This is a genomic window from Luteibacter sp. 3190, from assembly GCF_031456385.1.
Classification (GTDB): domain Bacteria; phylum Pseudomonadota; class Gammaproteobacteria; order Xanthomonadales; family Rhodanobacteraceae; genus Luteibacter.
In genome coordinates, this window is record NZ_JAVDUO010000001.1 from 913,309 (window position 1) to 937,790 (window position 24,482).

The 24,482-nt window shown below is 68.6% G+C and carries 5 protein-coding genes; all 5 read right to left on the reverse strand.

The features are described 5' to 3' along the window. Positions 1 to 5 precede the first annotated feature (5 nt). The 5 genes from J2X58_RS04365 to J2X58_RS04385 all read right to left on the reverse strand — a co-directional run bounded on the left by J2X58_RS04365 (position 6) and on the right by J2X58_RS04385 (position 24,419). Positions 6 to 1,136: a glycosyltransferase family 2 protein gene (locus J2X58_RS04365; protein WP_310046599.1), complete on the reverse strand. Its 1,131-nt coding sequence runs from the start codon at positions 1,134 to 1,136 to the stop codon at positions 6 to 8. A gap of 25 nt (positions 1,137 to 1,161) precedes the next feature. Further along, positions 1,162 to 7,551, reverse strand: coding sequence for a non-ribosomal peptide synthetase (locus J2X58_RS04370; RefSeq protein ID WP_310046600.1), 6,390 nt, complete (start codon positions 7,549 to 7,551; stop codon positions 1,162 to 1,164). Further along, positions 7,548 to 14,186: a polyketide synthase gene (locus J2X58_RS04375; protein ID WP_310046602.1), complete on the reverse strand. Its 6,639-nt coding sequence runs from the start codon at positions 14,184 to 14,186 to the stop codon at positions 7,548 to 7,550. Before J2X58_RS04375 ends, J2X58_RS04370 begins: the two co-directional genes overlap by 4 nt. A gap of 320 nt (positions 14,187 to 14,506) precedes the next feature. Next, on the reverse strand, positions 14,507 to 16,519 hold the full coding sequence (locus tag J2X58_RS04380) for a hypothetical protein (RefSeq protein ID WP_310046604.1): 2,013 nt from the start codon (positions 16,517 to 16,519) through the stop codon (positions 14,507 to 14,509). Between the two features lie 4 nt (positions 16,520 to 16,523). Continuing rightward, a complete protein-coding gene (locus J2X58_RS04385; RefSeq protein WP_310046605.1) occupies positions 16,524 to 24,419 on the reverse strand; it encodes a hypothetical protein in 7,896 nt (2,631 codons plus the stop codon). Positions 24,420 to 24,482: the final 63 nt, after the last annotated feature.

Below are 24,482 nucleotides of genomic sequence, written 5' to 3' on the forward strand. Positions count from 1 at the left end.
GTCGTTCACCATAGATGGAGCCTGCGGTTGCGTGCGAAGGCGAGGAGGGCCTGGGCGGCGAAGAGGTTGAGGTAGAAGAAGGCCACGGCGATGCGCAGTGGCAGCAGGCGACCGAGCGGCGGGCGAAGGCGCGCGACGCCGACGAGCAGCAGGCCGCCGACCAGTCCGCCGAACGCGAGCGCGTACATCGGATGGCGCGTGACGAGGAGGCCGCTGCTGACCGTCAGCGCGACGATGAGCCAGGGCGCCAGCAGGCGCAGCACCTTGTGGCTGACGAAGCGGAACCAGAGCGGGTTCGACCACGGCGTGAGGAGCCACGGCGCCAGCTGCATCAGCTGGAAGTTGCCGGCGAGCGTGCGGATCTTCCGGCGCCGTTCGTCCTCGGGCACCTGCGACGGCTGGTCCCACGCCATCGCCCTCGGTTCGAACACGACGCGCTTGCCCTGCGCCGCGACGCGCATCGGGACGAGGACATCGTCGAGCACGGTGCCCGGCGGCAGCGGACGGAAGAGGGAGCGGCGCATCGCGTACAGCGCGCCGCTGACGCCGATCGTGGAGCCGGACAGGCTCTCGGCATGGCGGATCGTCTTTTCGTAGCGCCAGTAGAAGTCCACGCCCTGCGCGAAGCCGGTGCGGACGTTTTCCATGTGCAGCTCGCCGCCCACCGCGCCGACCGTCGGATCGCCGAGGTTCGCCACCAGTTCACGGAGCGCCACGGGAGAGAGGCGTTGCCGGATGTCGGTGAAAAGCAGGACGTCACCGGTCGAGGCCGCCACGGCGTCGTTGAGGCACTCGGCCTTGCCGCGACGTTCCGGGTGCTCGATCACGGTCAGCCGAGGGTCCGTCGAACGGCGTGCCATCCCGACGGTGCCGTCACGGCAACCGTCGCAGACGAGGACGATCTCCACGAGTTCCGAGGGGTAGTCGAGCTGGCGCAGGTTGACGAGTTTCGCGCGCAGGTAGCGCTCGCCGTCGTGGACGGCGACGACGATGCTCACGCGCGGCAGGATCGCCTGCCTCGCGACCGGCCGCGGACGCAGCCGTGCCTGGAGCCATACGATCAGCGGATAGCCCACGAAGACGTGGACCAGCAGCAGCGCGGACGTCCAGCAGACGAACCAGGCGATGTGGGTCATGTCGGCGTTCCCCCCGGGCGCCCGCTCAGCCGCGCCCGAGGAGGCGGCTGAAGAGGCCGCGCTTCGGTGCGGCCGTCGGAACGGGCGGTGCGATCGCCAGCTCGGCGGCGAGCGTGCCGAGCGTGCCGTTCGCGATGTCGAGCAGGTTCAGCTGCACGCCGGTGAGCTTCTGCACGCGCGCGGCCATGTCCACGGCGAGGAGCGAATGGCCGCCCACGTCGAAGAAGTTGTCGCTCGTGCGCACGCGCGTCATGCCCAGCAGCTCGGTCCAGACGGACGCGAGCAGCCGCTCGCTCTCGCTGCGTGGCTCCGTCGTTTCCACTGTCGGGCCGCCGTGGCGTGGTTCCGTCGGCGTCGGCAACGCGGCCGTGTCGATCTCGCCAGTCGCGAGCAGCGGAAGCGCGTCGAGCATCACGAGGTGCGCGGGCATCGACCACGCCGGCAGCCACGACGCCAGCGCGGCACGCAGACCGTCCGCGTCCGGCGGATTGCCCGGCGCCCCGACCGCGTACGCGTCGATGCGCGGAAGACCGTTGGCATCGGTGCGCGCCACGGCGAGCGCGCGCACCACGCCCGCCTGGGCGAGCAGTAGCGTCTCGATCGCCGACGGCTCGACATCGAGGCCGTGACGGCGCAGGCGGCGATCCGCACGGTCGAGCACGTGCAGCTGACCGTCGGCGAGCCAGCGGCCGCGGTAGCCGGTGCGCTGCAGCCGGTCGTCGCCCGGCTGACGTTCGCCGATCGCGCGGTGTCCGAAGGCCATGGCGAGCGTGGAGCCCGCCACGGCGACGTCGCCGGTCGCGCCGATGGGGCAGGGTTCGCCGGCGTCGTCGAGGATCCATAGTTCCGTGCTGGCGACGGGACGCCCTTCGTGCAGCGCGCCGGCGTTGCCGTGCAGGCGGCCGCAGGTCGCCACCGGCGCGGACATCGTGTCGCCGAACAGGGTGAAGAGCGCCTGCGTGGTCGCGGCGAGCCGGGTGGCCAGTTGCGTCGTGGGCGTGCCGCCCTTGGCGACGGCGACGAGGCGATCGTCGCCGCTCCAGCCGTGGTCGATCAGCGCCTGCCAGGTTTCGGGTGTCGCGGCGAGCAGGTCGAGGCCGGTTCCGGCGCCATGCTCGAGACGGTGTTCGTCGTGCACGACCCAGGTGGCACCCTGCGCCAGCGCGAGCAAGGGCTCGATCGCGGACATCGGATCGGAGGCGAGCGCGTCGCCGGAAATGCGCTTGCCCGCCTCGATGCCGAGCGCGTCCGCCAGGCCCTCGACGGTACCGGCGAGCGCGCGGTGCGACAGCGCGGCGCCACGTGCCCTGCCATCCGGACCGGGAACGTAGAAGGCCACTGCCGGCGTGTCGGGATCCATCGCCGTGCGCGCGAACCCGTCGACGATCGCGCCGTCGAGTTCGGCATGGTCCGCGTCGAGCCACAGCGCGCAGGCGCGCGGCCAGTCCAGGGTCGCTTCGAGCGCCGCGTCGCCGATGAGCACGGTCATGCGCGCGTCGGCGAGGATGTCGCGCAGGCGCGCGGTCGGGTCGGCACGGTCGAGAAGGAGCGCCGTACCGCCGGTCATCGCGATGGCGAGCAGGCCGGCGATGCGGTCGCTGCCGAGCTCGACGCACAGGCCGACCACCTGGCCCGGTGCGGCGCCTCGCTCGCGCAGGAGCACCGCCATGCGCGTCGCGCGGCGGAGCAGCGACGCGTACGTCGTCTCGCGCGAGCCATCGACCACGGCCACCGCGTCGGATGCCACGGCGGCGCCGGCCGCGGCGCCGGCTTCGACCATGGAAACGAGGTCTTCCGGCAGGCGTCCCGTCGCGGCGCCGGTATTCCAGTCGCGCATGCGCTCGCGCTCGGCACGAGTGGCGGCCGTGAGCGAGCCGACGGCGATGGACGGGTTCGCGACGACCGCCTGCATCATGCCGAGGTAACGTTCGCGCATCATGCGTGCCGTGTCCGCGCGCAGCAGGTCGGCGTTGTACGTGACGCCGCCGACCATGCCGGTGTGACCCTCGAGGAACCACAGGCCCAGGTCTTCCGTGGCTCCGCTCTGGAACAGCAGGATCTGTTCGTGCGCCAGTCCCGCCCAGTCGACCACACGCTGGCGCGCGTCCTGGAACGAGAACAGGGCCTGGTAGAGCGTGGCGCCCGCGCCCTGGCCGACGCGCAGTTCGCGCTGCAGGTATTCCAGCGGCACGTCGGGATGGCCGAAGGCCTCGATCGCCGTGCGCTTCACGTGACGCACGAACTCGAGGAACGACAGGGCCGGATCGACGCTGACGTGCAGCGGCAAGAGGTTGTTGAAGTAGCCCATGACCGATTCGACCTCGGTCTGGTTGCGGCCGCGCACGGGCGTGCCGACCACGAGCTCGTGCTGGCCCGCCGAGCTCGAGAGCATGGCGTAGTACAGCGCGAGTAGCGTCATGTTGAGCGTCGCGTCGGCCAGGCGCGCGACCTCGTGCATGGCGTCGGTTTCTTCGCGCGACACGCGGATCCACTCCGTGCGACCAAGGCCAGACATGCCGGGGCGCCGCGGATGATCCGTCGGCAGCGCGCGCACGTCGCCCATCTGCGCGAGGCGTTCGCGCCAGAACGCCAGCTGCGTCTGGAACGCCGGCGATTCGAGCCACTGCGTGTGCCACTCGGCGAAATCGCCATAGGTAACCGGAAGTGGTGCGAGCGGCGAGGGCTGTCCCGCCGTGAACGCGCGATAGAGCGCGGAAAGCTCGTTGTAGAGGATGTCGAACGACCAGCCGTCCCAGATGATGTGGTGCGGCATGAAGAACAGCGCGTGCTCGGTGTCCGAAAGACGGAACATGCGGGCGCTGAAGAGCGGGGCCCTGCCGAGGTCGAACGGCGTGTCGGTGAGCTCCTGCAGGCGCTGCATCAGGCGCGTCTCACGCGCATCTTCCGGCAGGTGGCTGAGGTCCTCGGCCGGGAAGAGCGGATACTCGAGCCGCGGCGCGACCACCTGCACGATCTCCTTGCCGGTGTCGTGGAACGACGTCCGGAGGATCGGCTGGCGCTGGATCAGCGCCTGGAAGGCCATGTCGAAGGCCGCCTCGTCGAACGCGCCGCGCAGGCGGTGCGCGGACGGCGCGTTGTACGTCACGCGGCCCGGATGCATGCGCTCCAGTGCCCACAGGCGGCGCTGCATCAGCGAGAGCGGGGCGTGGTCCTGCGCCGCGTCGTCGCGATGGCCGATCGGGGCGGTGGCCGGCGCGGTGCCCGTGGCGACCTGCGCGCGGATCGCGGCGGCGAGCTGCTCGACCGTCGGTGCGTCGAACAGCGTGCGGAACGAGAGCGTCACCCCGAACTCGCGGTTGAGACGCGCCGTCAGCTGCGCGGCGAGCAGCGAGTGACCACCGAGCGCGAAGAAGTCGTCGCGGATGTCGAGGTCGGGGAGGCTGAGCACCGTTTCCATGGCGGCGGCGACGCGCCGCTCGTCCTCGTTGCGCGGACCGATGCGCTCGCCCGGTGCCGACATCGACTGGGCGATCGGCGGCGGCAGCGCCTTGCGGTCGATCTTGCCGTTGGGCAGCAGCGGAATCGCGTCGAGCATGAGGATGTGCTGCGGCACCATGTAATCGGGAAGGCGCGCGCGCAGGGCGTTGCGCAGCGAGTCCTCGTCGGGGATCGCGCCGTCGCGGCCCACGACGTAGGCGACGAGGCGGACGTCGCCGGGACGATCCTCGCGCGCCATCGCGACCGCGCGCGCGACCGTCGGCACGTCGGCCAGGACGCTTTCGATCTCGCCCGGCTCGATGCGGTAGCCGCGCACCTTCACCTGGAAATCGAGGCGGCCGAGGTGCTCGAGCAGGCCGTTGCTCAGCCAGCGACCGCGGTCGCCGGTGCGGTACATCCGCGAGTCGGGCGCTTCCGACCACGGGTCCGGCACGAACTTCTCGGCCGTCAGCTCGGGACGGTCGAGGTACCCGAGGGTGACGCCGGCGCCGCCGATGTGGATTTCGCCCGGCACGCCGAGCGGGCAGTGGTTGCCGCGCTCGTCCAGGATGTGGACGGTCGTGTTCGCGATCGGCCGGCCGATGTAGATGCCTTCGCGCGGATCGGACACCCGCCAGTAGGTGGAGTACACCGTGGTCTCGGTCGGACCGTAGCCGTTCCACACCTCGCCGCAGCGGTCGAGCAGGGCTTCGGCGAGGTCGACGGGCAGCGGCTCGCCGCCCGAGACGGCGCGGAAGGCGGGACGGCCCTGCCAGCCGGCATCGACCAGCAGCCGCCAGCCGGCCGGCGTCGCCTGCATCATCGTGGCGTCGCTCTCCTCGATCAGGCGGCGCAGCTGGCCGCCGTCGCGCACGTCGTCGCGCCCGGCGACGACGATCTCCGCGCCGCTGGTCAGCGGCAGCAGCAGTTCCATGAACGCGATGTCGAACGACAGGGTGGTGACCGCCACGAGGCGATCGTCGGGTGCGATGCCGGGCACGCGCTGCATGCTGGTGAGGAAGTTGCCGGCCGCGCGATGCGGCACGCGGACGCCCTTCGGGCGCCCGGTCGATCCCGACGTGAAGATCACATAGGCGACCGAATCGGGCGTCGCGGCGCGGCGGTTGCGTTCCGGCCGTTCGAACGAGGCGCGGGCGACCTCGTCGCTGTTCAGTGCGAGGACGCGGTCGGCGTCGAACGCGAACGACAGTGGCGCATCGTCGTCGACGACCAGCGCGGCGAGCGCGGCGTCCTGCGCCATGAAGGCGAGGCGGTCGGCGGGGAACGCGGGGTCCAGCGGCACGTAGCCCGCGCCGGACTTCAGCACGCCGAGGACGGCGGCGACCATGTCGACGCCGCGGCCCAGCGACAGGCCGACGAGCTGGCCGTGACCGACGCCACGCGCGCGCAGCGCGTTGGCGATGCGATTGGCGCGCGACTCGAGCGCCGCATAGGTGAGGGCGCGGTCGGCGTGGCGCACGGCGGCGCGATCAGGCGCGCGGTCGGCCTGCTGCTCGAAATACTCGTGCGCGAGGCGCAGTTCGGGGAACGGCGTGGGGGCCGGCTGCAGCGCCGCGAGCTCGCGGTACACGGCGTCGGACACCAGCGGCAGCGACAGCGCCTGCTCCGCCGGATCGATCGCCGCTTCGCGCAGCAGCGTCGCGTAGGCGTCGAGCCAGCCCTGCACGGTGGCCCCGTCGAAGAGGTCGGCGTTGTACTGGCATTCCAGCCGCAGACCGCCATCGACCTGCACCGCGTTGACGAAGAGTTCGAAGTTCTCGTACTCGCGCGGTACCGCTTCGAGGTCGAAGCGCAGCCCGGGGAAGGTCACGGTGGATTCGTCGAGCTGGGCATCGAGATTGAACAGCACCGCGACCAGGGGCATGCGCGACGGGTCGCGCGCGATCGCGAGGCGCGCGAGCAGGCTGCCGAGCGTGTAGCGCTGGTGGTCGAAGGCGTCGAGCAGGTCGTTGCGAACGTTGCCGAGCACGCTGGCGAACGTCGCCGTCCCGGCGATCGACGCGCGCAGCGGCAGCACGTTCACGGCGTGGCCGACGACGTTGTCGAGGCCTTCCGCCGCCTGGCCGGCGGTGGGGATGCCGATCACGACGTCGTCCTGTCCGGCGATGCGGCGGAGCAGGATCGCGAAGCCCGTGAGGAGCGTCGCGTAGAAGCTCGCTCCGTGGGAGGCGCCGAGACGTTTGATCCCGGCGACTTCCACGGCATCGAGCGTGCGGTCTTCGCGCCGTGAGGTGAACGTCCGACGGCGGGGACGGGAGCGGTCCGTAGGGAGGTCGAGTACGGGGACCGGGCCGGCGAACCGGTCGAGCCAGTACGTTTCGTCCTCCCGGGCCGTCTCGCTGCCGGCGTGTGCAGCCTCGGCCAACGCGAAGTTCGAGAACGCGCCCGCCGCGGCGGGGCCTTCGCCCTTGCCCGTGCGCTGCGCGTAAAGGGCGGCGAGATCGCGGACGATCACGCCGAACGACCAGCCGTCGCACACGATGTGGTGCGCGGCGATCGTCAGCAGGTGGCGGTCGTGGCCCAGGCGGAACAGTTCCGCGCGGACGAGCGGGCCGTTCTCCAGGTCGAACGGCGTGGTCACGATGCGCGAGTACGCCGCCATGATGCGCGCGTCGCTCTCGAACGGCGCGAGCAGCGAGACGTCGTGGAACGCGATCGGCAGCGTGGCGTGTTCGGCGACGAACATGCCTTCGCCGTCGCCGGCGAAGGTGGCGCGCAGCGCTTCGTGTCGATCCACGACGCCCTGCAGGGCCCATTCGAGGGCCGGCACGTCGAGCAAGCCCTTGAGGGTGAGCGCGATCGCCTCGTTGTACGCCAGCGAGGCTTCCGGCTCCAGCCGGGATGCCAGCCACACCTCGCGTTGCGCGGCCGTCGTCGGCACGAGGCGCGCGAGCGGCGCGCCGGCGAACGGGTCGTAGTCGACCGCCGTGGCGGCGGCCAGCTCGTTGGGCGTCATGCGGTAACCCTCAGGTACTTGCCCGGCGCATCCGGGTTGGGAACGAACCACGCGGGCCGGCCTTCGGGATCCTTGCCCAGCCGGGCGCCCGGCACGGGCGGCTGGCTGGCGTCGAAGGCGGCGGCCTCGCGGCGGCGCGGCAGGAATTCGGCTTCCTGCATTTCGAGGATGGATTCACGGAACGCGGTGGCGATGGCGGCGAAGTCGGCGTCGCTGTGCGCGGTCGTGAAGAAGCAGGGGAAGTTGTCCAGGATGTGGATGCCGCGGCTGCGCATCATCGCGAAGAGCAGGTCCTGCAGCGGATGGTCCTCGGTGAAGCTCGTCTTCCACACGGAAGCGAAGTGGACGACGTGCACCGGCGCGCCCACGCTCTCGCAGAACGCGTTGAGCTCGTCGGCCATCGCGGTGACCTTCGCGTTGAGCGAGGCCTGCAGCGTCGGCCCCTGTTCGGCCAGGTGGTTCAGCACCGCGTGCGCCGCCGCGAGGGCCAGCGGGTGACGCACGAACGTGCCGGCGAAATACGTGACGCCGACCGTCGGCGTCGAGTCGTCGCCGAACTGCCAGTGGCCCCCGTCCAGCGCGTCCATGAAACGGCGCTTGCCGGCGATCACGCCGATGGGGAAGCCACCGCCGACCACCTTGCCGTACGAGGCCATGTCGGCGTCGATGCCGAGCACTTCCTGCGCACCGCGCGGATGGGCGCGGAAGCCCGTGACCACTTCGTCGAAGATCAGCAGCGAGCCGGCTTCCTCGGTGATCGCGCGCAGCTCGCGCAGGAATTCGACGGGCTGGAAGTCCGGGCGGCGGCTCTGCACCGGCTCCACCAGCACGGCGGCGATGGAAGAGGCGCGCTCGCGGATGATGGCCAGCGCTTCCGGGGTGCCGTAGTCGAGCACGAGGACGTGCTCGGACGTGTTGCGCAGGATGCCCGGCGCGGCCGGCACCGAGGTCAGTTTCTTCGTGCCGCGCACGATCACTTCGTCGAAGATACCGTGGTATGAGCCGGTGAAGATCACCAGCGTGTCGCGGCCGGTGACGGTGCGGGCGACGCGCACGCAACCCATCACGGCCTCCGAGCCGGTGTTGCACAGCGCGGCGCGGTCGAAGCCGGTCATGTCGCAGACCTGCTTCGCGACGACGCCGGCCAGCGGATGCTGCGGACCGATCTCGTAGCCGGCCTCCAGCTGCTCGCGCACCGTGTCGAGCACGAAGTCGGGCTGCCAGCCGAACAGGTTCATGCCGAAGCCGTTGAGCGCGTCGACGTAGGCGTTGCCGTCGAGGTCCCACACCTTCGAACCCTTGGAGCGTTCGATCACGATCTGGTAGACGATTTCCTTCAGGAGCGGCCGGAAGCCGTTGACCACGCGCGGATCGGCGAGGTGCGCGCGGTGTTCCGTCGTGTACGCCTTGGACGCCTTCGTGCGCTCGATGTAGCGGCGCATGAAGGCGTCCAGCCGCGCGCGCTGTCGCGAGGTCAGGTCGGTGTTCGCGTGGTGGATGCGCGCGATGGCGCCGAAGGCCTTCTTCACGTCGTAGGTGGTGTGGGCGAGGGCGGCTTCCTCGTCGTTGGCGGCCGTGAGGCCGGCCGGTGCCGTCGCCGCTTCGCCGACGCTGCCGGCGCCCGTCGGCGAGGCCGGCGGAGCGGTGTTCGCAGTCGCCACGGGCTGGGGCGCGGGAGCGGCGGCTCCCGCCAGCAACGCCAACTGTTCCCGCATGATCTGCATCTGTTGCGCGATCACGTCCTGGACCAGTCCGCCACCGGCGGCGATCGCCGCCGGTGCCGCCGCCGCGACCGGTGCGGCCGGGGCCGCCGTCGCGGGCGCCGCCGGCTGGGCTTCAGCCGGCAACAGGCGATCGATATGCGCCGCGAGCCGTTCGAACGACGAGCAGCCGTCCATCAGTTCGCGGAAGGTGATCTTGAGTGCGTAAGTCTTCTGCAGCTGCAGCGCGACCTGGGTGAGCGAGAGCGAATCGAGTCCGAGTTCCACGAAGTTCGCGGACGGGTCGACGCCTTCGAGCTCGGCGCCGGAAACGTCCTCGAACAGGGCGACGAGTTCGCCGGCGAGGCGCTTCGGGCGATCGGTGGCAGGAGCGGAAGGCATCGGCATGGGGGACTCCGGAACGACGGCAGGGGTGGTGGCGGACGGCACGACCGGCGCGGCGACGCTGGCGATGGGCGTGACGGACGCGGGCAGGCGGGCGTCGATCCAGTGCCGCTTGCGCTCGAAGGGATAGGTGGGCAGGCGCACGTGGCGGCGGTTCTCGCGATGATCGAAGGCGTCGGTCGCGACGGTGACGCCCGCCGACCACAGCGCACCGGCGGCGCCAAGCCACGCGGCGCGTTCGTCGCCGGCCCCGTCGCCGAGCGAGGCGACGATGGTCCGGCCACGGCTCTGCGAGTGCTGGCGAGCCAGCAGGGCGAGGCTCGGACGCGGGCCGACCTCGAGGAACGCGTGATGGCCGTCGTCGAGCGCGTGCAGCAGCGCCGGCGAGAAGCGGACGGTGTGGCGCAGGTGGCGCGTCCAGTAGTCGGGCGACATGGCCTCCGCCGCCGTGAGGCCGACACCCGTGAGCGTCGAGATGATCGGCGTGGAAGGCGCGGCGAGCGCGACCTGCGCGACTTCGGCGCGGAAGGCCTCGAGCACCGGATCCATCATCGCGGAGTGGAAGGCGTGCGACGTGTGCAGGACGCGGCATGCGACACCCTCGGCCTCGAGGGTCGCGCGGAAGGCGTCGACGTCGTCCGTGGCCCCCGAGACGACGCTGGCGTTCGGGGCGTTCTCGGCGGCCAGCGAAAGAACGTCCGGGAGCCGCGCGCGCAGTTCCGCGGCGCCCAGACGAACGGAAAGCATCGATCCCGCGGGCAGCGCCTGCATCATCCGGCCGCGCCGCGCGACAAGTCTGGCGGCATCGGTGAGCGGCATGACGCCAGCCAGCGCGGCGGCGGTGAACTCGCCCACGCTGTGGCCGATCATGGCGACCGGCGTCACGCCGAGACTCATCCAGAGGCGTGCCAGGGCGTACTCGAGCGCGAACGTCGCCGGCTGGGTCAGCGCGGTGGCCTTGAGCGCATCCGCATCGTCCGTGAACATCCGGTCGCGCAGGTCGAAGCCGAGTTCGTCGCGCAGGGCGCAGGCGACCTCGTCGAGCGCGGCGCGGAAGACGGGTTCGGTGGCGTGCAGCTCGCGGCCCATGCCGGCGTACTGCGAGCCCTGTCCGGGGAAGAGGAAGACCACACCCGGCGCGGGGCTGGTGCACGTACGGCACGTCGCCGCCGCGGCGATGTCGCGCAGCTTCGCGACCGCGTCGCTCGCCGAAAGCGCCACCACATGCGTGCGCTGGGTGAAGGCCTTGCGGCCGCGCGCCAGCGTCCACGCGGTGTCCGCGAGGTTGCCTTCCGGATGCGCGGCGAGGTGATCGGCCAGGCGCGCGGCGGCGTCGCCGAGCGCGCTGGGCGTGCGGGCCGAGAGCAGGAGCAGCTGCGCGCCGGTCGCGACGTCGGACGGTGCGCGCTCCGGCGCCTCTTCGAGAATGATGTGGGCATTGGTGCCGCCGACGCCGAAGGAACTCACGCCCGCGCGCAGCGGGCCGCCGGCGGTCTGCCAGGGACGCAGCGTGTCGTTCACCACGAACGGCGACTCCGCGAGGTTGAGGCGCGGATTGGCGGCGCGGAAGTGCAGCGAGGGCGGCAGGCGGCGCTCGCACAGGGCCAGGGCGGTCTTGATGACGCCGGCCGCGCCGGCCGCCATCACGAGGTGGCCGACGTTGCTCTTGAGCGAGCCGAGCGCGCAGAAGCCGACATCGTTCGTGTGCTGGCGGAACGCCGCGGTGAGTCCTTCGAGCTCGATGGGATCGCCGAGCGGCGTGGCCGTGCCGTGAGCTTCCACGTAGGAGATGTCGCGCGGCGACACGCCGGCATCGTTCAGCGCCATCGCGATCACCGCCGCCTGTCCGGCCGCGTTCGGCGCGGTGAAGCTGGCCTTGACCGCGCCATCGTTGTTCACCGCGGCACCGCGGATCACGGCATAGACCGGATCGCCATCGCGCAGCGCGTCGGAAAGACGCTTGAGCAGCACGACGGCTGCGCCGTCGCTAAACACGGTGCCCTGCGCGTCGACGTCGAAGGTGCGCGTGTGGCCATCCGGGGACAGCATCGAGCCTTCCTGCGACACGTAACCGCTGTTCGGCGGGCAGGCGATCGACGAGCCGCCAGCGAGAGCCATGCCGCAGCGGCCCGCGCGCAGCGCGTCGAAGGCCTGCGCGATCGCGACGGCCGACGTGGAGCACGCCGTGTTGAGGCTGATCGCCGGTCCGGTGAGGTTGAGCTTGTGCGCGACGCGCGTGGCGAGGTAATCCTTCTCGTTGCCGAGCATCACCTGGAACGCCCCGAGCTTCTCGATGAGGTCGGGACGGCCGCTGATGTGCTTCTGGAAATAGGTGGCGTTGTGCATGCCGCCGAACACGCCGACCGGCGTGTCCTGGCCGTCGGGCACGTAGCCGGCGCGCTCCATGCACTCCCAGCACAGTTCGAGGAACAGGCGCTGCTGCGGATCCGTGAGTTCCGCCTCGCGCGGCGACATGCCGAAGAAACCGGCGTCGAACTGCTCGACGCCGTCGAGGACGCCGCGTGCGGCGACGTATCCCGGTTCGTCGCGCTCGGCCTGGCCGATCGCGGGATCGAGTTCGCCAGGCGCGAAGAATCGGATCGATTCGCGGCCGGCGCAGAGGTTGTCCCAGAAGGTCTCGACGTCCGGCGCACCGGGGAAACGGCCGGCCATGGCGATGATCGCCACCGGCTCCCCCGCCGCCGGCGCGCCGCCCGCCGGGCGCCCTGCCAGGACCCCACGGGTGGCGCGCCCCTCGATCGTGGCCGCCACGGCGGCCGGGGTCGGCTGCGCGAAGAAACCGACGAGCGTGGGTACCGGCGACACGTCCTCGTGCACCCGCGCCATGGCGCGCGTGGCAAGGATCGACGTGCCGCCGAGATCGAAGAAGTTGTCGTCCCGGCCGACCTCGGCCATGCCGAGCACCTCGGCGAAGATCGCGCAGACGCGCGTCTCGATCGCGCCGCGCGGTGCGACGTACGGCGCCGCGAGTTCGGGGCGCGCGCCGTCCGGGTGGGGAAGGGCGCGACGGTCGAGCTTGCCGTTGTCGTTGATCGGCAACGCGTCGAGGCGCATCCATGCGACGGGCAGCATGTAATCGGGCAGCGTGCGCGCCAGCGCGTCACGCAGGGCGCGCGCGGTGACGCCGTCGTCGTGCGTGACGTAGTAGGCGACCAGCCGCTTCTCGCCTGGCGCGTCTTCGCGTGCGACGACGGCAGCCGCGTCGACACCGGGCAGGGCACGCAACGCCATGTCGATCTCGCCGGTCTCGATGCGGTAACCGCGGATCTTCACCTGGCCGTCGGCGCGGCCGACGAAGGCGAGGTTGCCGTCGGGCAGCCAGTGCACGAGGTCGCCGGTGCGGTAACGCGTGCCGCCGGCGACGAAGCGCTCCGCCGTGAGTTCCGGGCGGTTGAGGTAACCGCGCGCGACGCCGCTGCCGCCGATGAACAGCTCGCCGGTTTCGCCGGGTGCCACTTCGTTGCCATCGGCATCGAGCACGTGCAGCGAGGTCTCCCCGATCGGACGACCGATGGGCACCGGCCGGTCTTCCGGCAGGTTGCGCGGGATCGGATAGGTGGTCGCGAACGTGGTGCATTCGGTCGGACCGTAGCCGTTGATGAGCGTCGTGTCGGGCAGGGCCGCATAGGCCTTGCGCACGTGCGGCACCGAGAGCGCCTCGCCGCCGGTGAGCACGGTGCGAAGACCGGCGAGGTTCGTCGCGTCGTCGTCGACGATCGCGTTGAACAGTGCTGCGGTGAGCCAGGCGATCTCCGCGCCGTGCCGCGCGACGGTGCGTGCGATGCCGCAGCCGGTCGGCACGCGCTCGAGGTAGACGACGCACGTACCGCCGTTGAGCAGAGGCGCGAATATCTCGAACGTCGACGCGTCGAAACCGAGCGGCGCGGCGTGAAGCACCTTCGGCGCATCGAAGTCGATGTAATCGGAGCGCAGGACGAGTCGCAGGATCGACGCGTGCCGGATATCGACGCCCTTGGGCACGCCCGTCGATCCGGAGGTGTACATGCAATACGCAAGATCGCCGCCTTGGCTGGCGCCCTCCTGTGGGAGCGCGCTCGCGCGCGAACGGGTGCTCGCGACAAGCTCCCCGAACGAGCCGCCTTCGAGCCCGGCGAGCGTGAACGTCGGCACATCGTCGGCATCGAAGGCCAACCCGTCGTCGATCACCACCGCCGCCACATCGGCGTCGTTCAGGGCGAACGCGACGCGCTCGGCCGGCCAGCGCGTATCGATGGGCAGATAGGCGGCACCCGCCTTCAGCACGCCGAACAGCGTCACGATCGCCTCGACCGACCGCTCCATCAGCATCGCGACATAGCTGCCATGCTCCACGCCCGCCGCGGCCAGCGACGCGGCGACGCGATCGCTGCGCGCGTCGAGCTCGGCGTAGCTCAGCGTCGCGGTATCGGAAACGACGGCGACGCGTGCCGGCCAGGCCTTCGCCACCTCGGCGAACCGGTCATGGACGGTGGATGCGTCGCGTCGCGCGGCGGTTGCTGCGTCGTTCATCGTGTGGCCTCGTACCCGTTGGGAGCGCGCGAGGGCATAGGCCGAACGGCCGAGGCGGCGACGCGCCGGCCGGGCGACGCGGTTCGCGCATCGCCCCGGCCACCCCGCTTGCCACCCCTGCCACCGCCACGACCCGCCATGTCCCCGGCTTTCATGCGATCCCCCTGTCCTTCGCGCGAGGGCCGGACGGCCTCTCACGCCTTGGTGATCTTTATAAGCCGGGGGTCGGGGTCGGCATATACAACTGGCGCGCTAGCCGGGGCTGGGCGAATGGCCGAGGTGGACCGCGAGCGGTACCGGATCGGCCCATCCTGCGCGTCTCATTCGAGTACGATGTCGTCGTAGATGACGGCGGTGACCGTCTTCCCGGAATTGTGGACGATGCGAAAATGCGAAACGTACTCGTCGTCCGTGGGTAGTTGCGCCGTAGCGAACGTTATTGGCGTCTCCTGCGGACCCACCGTCTTCTCTTGGCTGAACACGCGAACCGTGTGATCGAACTTGTTGATCAGCACGATCTCGAACTTCGCGGTGTGCGACACCGTCCCACTGGTGCGCACGCGTAGTTCCGCACGAACGCGTGGCCGGATGCCAAAGCGAGGTGTCAGATAATGAGTTCGTCCTTCGGGCGCCATGCGGACCGCAAGACACATGCCGTTTCCGGACAAGGAGTCCGGAATGATGGCAATGTCTGCTCCCGGAGCCGAGACGCTCCAGGTTTGGCAGACGAAAGTGTCGCCATGCTCGCCGGGCACGAGGTCGTCGAACTTCCCTGCTAATTCGCCGGAGGCCTCGTTCCACGCGCTGCCCGTGTGGCATTTGAGGTTGTCGAAGTAGAGTCCGGAGGTGCCGGTGTTCGAGATGTCGATGCTTGCGATACGCGTCGATTCTGTCGCGGGGCGGATATCGATCCAGCCCATCTTCTCGATGCGCAGGTTCGCCACGACCTCGCCCTCGCGATCGCGCGCCACGACCGTGCCAGGGTAGTTCTCGTTCGCTGGTCGGGCGCCCAGCTCCACACGCGCGGCGGGATGATCCAGGACGATTCGTACGGTCGATCCACCGGATGCGGCCATGCTCGCGCAGAGACCTTTCAGGTAGGGTTCGTAGCCGGTGGTGCCCGACGTGGAATAAGCGGTGAGCTGGCCGGCTTTCTGCTGCAGTTCGAAGAATCGGTAACGCTGAGTCTCGCCAGCCGCCAGGGGCGCCAGGCCATCGAAGGTTTCGATTTCCACGGCGCGCCCCTCGTTGCCCGAATCGCGCAGCAGCGTCAGCGTCGCAACAGGGAGTTCGGTTGCATCGTCGCGCGAGCCTCCGGTGAAGCTGATGGCACCGCGCAGCGTCACGACCGAGCCGTCCTTCCATGCTGGAAGCGTGGAGACCGCCACGGACGTCGAGAACCCGTCGGCAAGCATCGGGCGGGTCACCGGCTCGCCATCGGCCGCGATGAGCGAGGCTGGCCCCTCGGCACAGACGCCCTCGAGTTCGATCCACACGGTCTGGCCTTCCGTCATGCCGGGCCAGGGAGGGATCAGGAGTGCCAGGTCGGTCGGGAAGTCGCTCAGCCTGAGCGTGTTCGCAGTAGTGCCGACGATGGTCGCCTTCGGAAGGAGTCCGGCGTCGCCGGCGATCTCGAGCACGACAGGTTCGCTCTGGCGGTGTGTAAGGTGCGCGCCACCGGCCGCATAGACATCGACCTCGTACCACAGGCGCATATGCCGGCCCTGCAGTCGGGCGATTGCGCTGGCGGGGATGTGGCCCAGCGATGCAGTGTCTTCCGGGGCGAAACATTCGTCCCATCCCCTGCACCGGTCGAGGCCTGTCTCCTGGCTTTCCCAGTAGAAGCGTAGTCGGCTTGCGGGCGGCACGAGTTCGGGCTGCCGCGGCGCCACGACCTCGATGGTGTCGCCACTTATGCCCGGGCTGATCGCCGTTCCGTCGCCCGACGGGACCTCGGGCGGCACGAGCGTGCCACGCGAGGTCACCGTGAGCGGCCGTCCAAGCGACTCGACCGACGTGCCGTCACCGCCCAGCACGGTATAACTGACGCGTACCGTGCCCGGGCGCAGGTTGGCCTCCGAGACCGGAATCTCGAAGTCCAGGGGAGCATTCGCGTGCGTGACGAGCGACCACCCTGTTTCGTACGGTGGACTGGCCGACGTTCCGTCGCCCAGTCCAAGCCAGCGGACCTGCACCAGCGATCCCCGCGGTCGGCCATCGCCCTCGACCTTGACCACGATCTGGCCTGTGGGATGGTCGTCGAGGACGAGGTCCGCGCCGCCGTCGTCCTTCGTTCCTTCGACCCACGGCATAGCTGGCTGCGTCGTTTCCATCGCGTCACCTCAGCACGATGTCGTCGTAGAAAATCGTCGCCGGAAGCGTGGGTTGATCGATGGCGACGCGAATGTGCGACAGGTACTCGGTGTCCTTTGCCACCTCGGTCGTCGCCGAAAAGACCACGTGCTTGATGCCGGTATCCAGGCTTATCGACTTCGCCGGCGTGGTTCGCACGGTCTTGTTGTGGAAGTCGACGTACACGAGCGTCACGCTGGCCCGGTGCAATGCCGAAGAGGTGCTTCTGACGTAGAACGACGTCTCGATACGCGGGCAGGCCGCGAACTGGGGCGTCAGATGGTGGATACGCCCGTATGGCTGCATGTGGACAGCGAGTGCACGGCCAAACATGCCGCTTGGAGCCGGTCCGATCTCGATGTTCCCGTCGCGGATATCGTCCCGGTTCGAAAGCCCGTCGATGCTCACGTGCCAGCGATCGAACTCGAAGTGATTCCCGTACTTGCCCAGAGGCACGTCGTCGAATGTCTCCCGGCAGCGGGGATCGCTGTCCATGTCGATGATGTCCCATTTCGATCCGGTGAAAGCGATGAGGTTGTCGAAGTAGGTGGAGGTGCCACTCTGAGAGCTGATCTTCAGCGTCGCGACCGGCCGCGACGAATCCGATATGAACTTGACCCAGGACGTGGTGCCAGGTGTTACCCGCTCGATGACAGCACCCGTCCCATCGTAAGCGATGACCTCCGTGGGAATGGATGTACTTGCTGGTTTGACGCCGAGGTGCACCTCGACAGCGGGATGGTCGAGTGCGACCTCGCAGGTGACGGCCGCTTGCGTCTCATGCAGCAGCACCGCGTTTCCGTCGATATACGGAGATGCCGAGCTCGTCGTCCCTTTCTTGAGCGGTCCGCCGCTGGGGCGAATGCTGAAGAATCGCATGCGGCACCAATCGCCGTTGGCCACCGACGCGACAGGATCGTTGAAGTTCTCGTGTTCGAACTCCCGGCCGACTATCCCGCCTCCGCCTCCGCGAACGAGTCGATAGCGCATCGGATCCAGGGTGACGGCGGCAGCCTCGGGTCCTCCGGCGAAGTTGATCTTGCATGTCACCGTCAGTTCGCTGTCGTCCTTCCAGGCTTCGAGCGCGAGCCTCGCCACGGGCCCCTGCACGCCGGTGCCAAGCATGGACGTCGTGACGGGTTCGCCGGCCAGCACAGTCAGGTTGACGGTCGATCCGTCCGACCGCACCCCGTCGACGCTTGCCCATACCGTCTGCCCCACAGCGATGAGCGGCCAGGGATCGATCACCACATTCGGATCGCCGTCGAAGTTGCCGAGATTGAGCTCGAACGTGTCCGGGTCCGCCATGTCGATGCGCGGTACGGGGAGATCGCCGTCCTCGAAATAGCCGATGGTGAGTGGCAGTTTCTCCGACTGCGTCGTCTTGCCCGCCCGGGTGACCGCGTAGTACACCTCGACCGCTTGCCCGAGGAGCGCGGCGATTTCGCCCGCCGGAACCACAACACGGAGCGAGGCCGACCCCGCCACGGTCGTCGAATACGGACCGAAGAAGATCTTTACGCTGTCGGTGGCGACGAGATCGGCATCGATGGCGACGGTGGCTCCCTTGTCCGCGTCGACTGGTCTGAGCATTCCCGTGCTTGCCTCCAGCACCGTTGGCGCGGGATAGCCCGCGGCGCCAACGATGTCGAAGGAGGCGATGTCCGAGACGAGATGCGCGCGAGGCTTGACGGTGCGGGGAAGGAATCCACGAGAGCGGCGCACCGCTTGCTCGACCTCGTAATAGATCTCGACGCGGCCAACCATGCGCTGCAGGTCCGACATCGGCATCGTCCTCTGAAACGGCGTGTGTCCATCGCTATAGCCTTTCGCGAAACCCGTCACGTCGTTATTGTTCGCATCGGAACCTTTCCACAGGAACGTGATGGCGCTTCCCGCGGGGATCAGCTCTGGCTGGTGCGGCGCCGAAAGCGTCGCACCAGCCGCGGGAAGATCAGCGAGCACGATCTTCCCATCCTCGGCTTCGACGACCTCCACGAGTGCCACGCCCGGCGTGCCTTCGACGGTCAACTGGCTGGTCGCAAACGCGGACGTACCATCCATCTTCTCGACCTCGTAGCGGACGTTGACGTCTCCGATACGTGCGCTGACCTTGTCGTACGGGATGGCGAAAAGGAGCGGCTCTCCATCGCGCGTCAGCGTTTGCCAGCCTGTCTCAAAGGATTCGGTACCGACCTTCTGCCAGCGGACGCGGATCGATTCGCCTTTCACGCCTTCATGGCTGTACACATCGACCTGCGCGTCACCCTTGGCAAGGTCTTCGAGACGTAGGACCAGGCCGAGATCATCGACGGTGCCGCGTACCCACGGCGGTGCCATCGCGCGCGGCGCATTGGCGCCGGACCGGCCGGTGGACGTACGCGCGTCCGCATGACGTTGGATGACTTCGGCGACAAAGGGATTCATGTTCGTATCTCCATTCAATTCCATTGAGAGGTCGTCGTAATAGACGGTCGCGGCATGGGTTCCGTTGCCGTGCGTGACGGATACGTGGGACAGCAGTTCATTTGGACGCGGCAGATCGCCGGGCTCGCTGATCGAGATCACGCGTGTGTAGTTGCCGATCTCGACCTTGAGTTCGACGGGTCGGAGGGTCAGGTCGTCGGTGTTGAAGTACACGGCGCGGAAGCGCGCGTCGTAGGGTTCGCTCACCACGCCGCGCACCAGCAGTCGTATCTCCCGGTTCGGGCGGATGGCGAATCTCGGCGTGATCTGGTGGACATGGCCGCCGGGATTCATGTGGATGGCGACGGCCTTGCCCGACATGCCGGCCGGCGCGCTTGTCACCTCGATGGTCGTCGAGTCGGCCTTGATCGACCACAGCGGAAGCTCGAGACGGGCGTCGTACGTGCCGTCTTCCAGGTCGTCGAAGTCCTCGCGAACCGGCTCCGTTTCCCACCGCCATGGCTCGCCGGTGCCGACCAGGAGATTGTCGAAGTAGGCTTCGCCATCGACGGTCGACCATAGTTCGAGCCGGCGAAGGCCCGGACCGCCATCGGTCGCGTCGAAAGCGACCCAGGCGGGATGGTCGCGGTCGACGGCGCCGACCTGCTCGCCTTCGTCGTCGAATGCGATCACATGGACGGAGCCTCGCGAGTCGGGCGCCACGCCAAGACGAATGCTGGCCGCCGGTCGGTCGAGCTCGATTTCGGTGACCGCGGAAGCCTTCGTCATGCGAGCGGCCATGCCTTCGGCGAAGGGAGCCAGCGCAGCCTGCCACGGCGCGTCGAGGAAGGATGCCTCGAGTACACCGGTGCGCTGTCGCAGCGTGCAGAATCGCGACTGGACCTGCCTTTGCGCGTCCAGCACGACGATGTCGGCGAAGTCGTCGCACTCCCAGGCGCGGCCCGGCGTTCCGATAGCCCCGGTCCGTAGCACGTACGTGGCTTTCGGGAAGCGCGTCCCTTCCGTCGCGCTGTCGAACTGGACCGCGAAGACGACGTCGATGGTCGACCTGTCACGCCATCCGAGGAGCATTTCGCGTGCGACGGGCACGCGTAGGCCGCTCGTGACCCATGCGGGATCGACGGGTGCGTCGGCCAGGAGGTCGATGCGTGCCACCGAGCCATCGGCGGACTCGCCTTCGATGGAAAGCATCACGCGCTGCCGTGGGTCGATCAGGAGCCACGGTGCGACGGTGACCTCGGGGACGCCTTCGAAACTCGTGAGATCGAGGATACCCGCATTTGCGCCGTCGATCGCCGGTGCGTGAAGAAGTCCATCGTCGTCAGTGAAACCCTGGACGTGGATTGTCAGCGGTGGAGAACTCGATGTCGACCCGTTGCGCGTCACCGTGTATGCGACATCCACATCGCGACCGAGGTGACGCGCCACATCGCCGGGCGGCACAACGATGCGCAGGGGGCGAGCGCCGGCGACAGCCGACGAGGTGAAACCGCCGAACGTGGCAACGACCTCGTCGGTGGGTACGAGCGCGGCGTCGATATAGCAAGTGGCGCCGCGTCGGGCCGCTGTCGGAGTCAGCACGCCAGCGGAAAGTTCGATGATGTCCGGTAGGGGCCAGGAAGGTCCGGTCGACGCGATGCGATAGGTTCGCCAGGGGGCGACCAGCGCGTCCATGGCCACGTCCCGTGCGCCTTCCTCGTTCGTCACGGTATAGCGAATCGCCATCGACCCGACGCGTTCGAGGTCGGCCCGTGGCAGGTTCGTGCTCGTGTCGTCCTGGCCGTTGGACCAGGCGACGTTCGTCCCGCCAACTGTCACTCCATCAGCGTCCTTACCTTCCCAGGCGAAGGTGACCTTGCGACCGGCCGGCACCAGCTCCGGCTGTGCCGGGGCCCGTACCGTGGCGTGGTCCGGCAGTGTGCCCAGTTCGATGACGTCGTCACCGTTCGCTTCGTCCACCTCGACCGCCTGGAGCCGCGCGATGACTTCAGCCTTGAGCCGTGTCGGCTGGGAGATGAACGTCTCATCGCCCCGGCGCACCACGTAGTCGGCGATGATGTCTCCAGGACGGAGGGCGGCTTCAGCCAGCGGAACGATGAAAGTCATCGGGTAATGGTCGCGCGGCAGAGCCTCTTCCTTGGTTTCGAACGCCGGCGTCTCCGTCGCCGGGTCGTTGTACCAGCGCGCGTGGAACAAATCTCCCTTCAGGCCGTCGTGCACTTCGCAGGCGACGGTCACGGGCGATGTATCGATCACGACATGGCCGTCGATGCTCTCGGGAACAAAAGGTGCGTTGAACGCGTTCGCTCGCGGAGCAACCGTACGCGCAGGGGGCAGGATCGATGAGCGCACGCTGCCGGTGCGGAATTCGATGTCGTCGTAGTAGATGGTCACGTTGCGGCTAGGGGTGCCATTCACCACGACACGGATGTGCGATACGTATTCGCCGTTGCCGGCAACTTCGCTGGAGGTGCTGAACGTGACGTTCTGCGTGGCCGTGCCCAGCGAGGAGACGGTCTTCGATACCGTACGGAAGACCGGGTCGTACCTGTTCGTGTAGACCAGGAAAACCGTCACCGATCGTCCCAGCGACTCCGAGGCGTGTATGCGTAGTCTCGTGCTGACACGGGGACACACGGCGAACTGCGGCGTGAACTGGTGAACGGTACCATAGGGTCTCATGTGCACGCCCAGCGCCTGCGTCGAGAGTCCGCCAGGTACGAGAATCTCGATCTCGCCCGTCTGCGTGCCGGTGCCGCCCACATTCACGTGCCATCGGTCGAACTCATAGTGATCTCCGTGCCGTTCGAGCGGAAGGTCGCCGAAGGTTTCGAGGCAACGCGGGTCGGCATCCGTGATCTCGTCCCACGCGGCCCCCGTCCTGATGCTCAGGTTGTCGAACCAGGTGGCGTGGTTGCCGGTCCCGAGCACCTCGAGCGACGCGATCGGGCGTGTGGAAGGCGAGGCGAATTCCGCCCAGCCCGGCAACGAAAGCGTGTGTCGGTCGATCACCTGGTGCGCCGCGTCATAAGCGACGACGGTGGTCGTGTAAGGCGCCGTTGGCGGCCGGACGCCCAGTCTCGCCTCGATGGCGGGATGGTCCAGAACGATCCGCGCGGTGACATCGGTGGACTCGCTCAGATAGGCACATGCTCTGAGCAGGTAGGGGGAGTTGGACCCGGTACTCTTCTGCAGGCGTCCTCCCACGGGCGTGATCCGGCAGAAGCGCATGCGATAGGTGTCGCCGTTGGCCACCGCTGAGGTTGGGTCCTCGAACTCCTCGAGCTCGAAGGCTCTTCCTCCGATCAATCCGCCGCTCTTCAGGCGCAGACGGTACGACGACGTGGGGAACAGAACCGCCGCACTCTCGACGGTCGTTCCCCCGAAGTCGACCTTGCATGTCACGGTCACGTTGCTTCCGTCCTTGAGCGACAGAAGGCGGGCACGCGGAACGGACACGGCAAGCCCGCTGGTCACCATGGCCGGCGTCACGGATTGCGCGGCGTAAAGTGCGATGGTGTCGGTCCCACCGTTGCTCAGCGTGCCGGTGACACGGAGCCAAACCGTCTCACCCGCCGAGATCAGAGGCCAGGGTGTGACGAGCACCTGGGGATCGCCGTCGAATGTCGTCATGTCGAGCTCGCCGGCGATGGCCCGATCGATGACCGGAGCCGGCAGATCGTCATCCTCGTCCTCGAACGTGCCGATCGTGAGGTCCAGTGGCGCAGACATGTCCGGGACGCCATTGCGCGTCACCCGGTACGCCACCTGCACGCTCTGTCCGAGCAGGTAGCGGATGAGGCTCGCGGGAATCAGCACGGTGAGCGGCTTGCTTCCCGGATAAGGGCCAAATTCGTCGCTTCCGAAGAGCAGCGTCACGCTATCGCTGGCGATCAGGTCGGCGTCCACCACGACGTGTGCACCCTCCGTCGCGTTCGCTGGATCGAGCATTCCCTCCGGAGCCTCCGCCACGGTCGGTGGCGGGTAGCCGGTGCCGCTTGCGATCACGTTGAAGGTGCTCCAGGGCGCCTCCTGGGCGACCCGGGTCGCCGCGTCGGGGTCGGCGGTGTAGCGAATGTCGATGGATCCGGCGGCCTGTTGAAGATCGCTCAACGGCAGCCGCGCCTCGGTCGGCTCCATGCCGTTCGCGTAGACGGTGGTTCGATCGGAGAAAGAGGCGCCGCTCGCATCGACCGCTTTCCACTCGAACGTGACCGCGCTTCCCGCAGGGATCAAAGCCTGGACGGCCGCGATCAAGGTGGCGCCTGCGGGCGGCACCTCGGCGAGCGCGATATCGCTTCCGTCCGCCTCACGGACATCCACCGGCAGGAGGTTCGCAAGGCCTATGACGTTCAACGTTCTCGCTAGCGACTTCGCCTCGCCGGACACGCCCGTTCGTGCGTACGTCACATCGACGGAACCCGTGCGAAGGTTCGCATCGGCGACGGGCATGGGGATCGTGACCGGGTAGTTGGGGCGCTGGACTGGCAGGGGCGCGGATGTCCATGGCGAGCCCACCACGGGTTTCCATGAGGCCGCGATGCTGTCGCCGACGATGCCGCCGTGCTCCTCGGCGATGATGGAAACGTAGCCGTCAGGAACGTCGCCGAGATGGAGCTCGGTACCTATGTCGCCGACGGTGTTTGCGACCCAGGGCGCGCTCGGGCCAAGAAGCAACCTCAGTGACACGGGCACCGAAGGATCGGAGAGGTTCCCGGCCCGATCCTCGAGGCGGTAGGTGAACAGGAACTCACCGTTCGGGTCGGCGGCCGCGTATCGTACGCGCTCGAGTACGTCCCTGGGGAAGCGCAGGGCGATGTCTGACTCCTCCTCGCCGAGGGTCACTTCGACGTAGCCGATCTCCGCCACGCCGTCGATGTAAGCGTGCACCCTGTCGCCCGCCTGTTGATCGTTGTACGCCTCGACCGTGGCGCTCAACCAGCTTCCGTTCGCGTCGGACTCGAGGTCGTCCTGCGTCACGCCATCGGCGACGCCCGGATCGAAGACCATGGCGCGCGGCGCACCGGTGCCGCCAGGTGGTGTGAAATCGACGATGAACTGCTGGTCCGTGGGACCTTCATCCCAGCCGCCGACGCCGGACTGGTACGTGATACGGTAGTTGAGGGCGTGCAGCCGCTCACCCGAGCGATCCTCCGCGTTGAGGGTCAGAGCGATCGCGGGCTTGTCCAGCCAGGCGTCGACAAGTACTTCCCGTCCGACGAACTGGTCGTCGACCTTGAGCTGGACCACATCGCCCGCTGCCAACCATGCCGCGGTCGTGGGGAGAAGAAGCGTGATGGCATCCGGACCGACGATCGCTTTCAGTGTGCCGTCTGGGGGCACGCCTTGTGGGACGCGCGCCAGGACGTCATCCGGCGTCTCATATTCCAGCGAGGTCTCGAGGTTTGCAGGAGCGCGGCGTCCGCCTCCGGCTTCATCGGTGCTGTTCGACATGACGCGCTCCGTGCGTAACGTCCCTGAAGAGGGCGGAGGTGGCGAGACGGGCCCGCCACCTCC

What these genes read in the sequence shown, in the direction of transcription:
- J2X58_RS04365 (WP_310046599.1), bottom strand. Translation starts at nt 1,136, where the DNA reads ATGACCCACATCGCCTGGTTCGTCTGCTGGACGTCCGCGCTGCTGCTG.
- J2X58_RS04370 (WP_310046600.1), bottom strand. Translation starts at nt 7,551, where the DNA reads ATGACGCCCAACGAGCTGGCCGCCGCCACGGCGGTCGACTACGACCCG.
- J2X58_RS04375 (WP_310046602.1), bottom strand. Translation starts at nt 14,186, where the DNA reads ATGAACGACGCAGCAACCGCCGCGCGACGCGACGCATCCACCGTCCAT.
- J2X58_RS04380 (WP_310046604.1), bottom strand. Translation starts at nt 16,519, where the DNA reads ATGGAAACGACGCAGCCAGCTATGCCGTGGGTCGAAGGAACGAAGGAC.
- J2X58_RS04385 (WP_310046605.1), bottom strand. Translation starts at nt 24,419, where the DNA reads ATGTCGAACAGCACCGATGAAGCCGGAGGCGGACGCCGCGCTCCTGCA.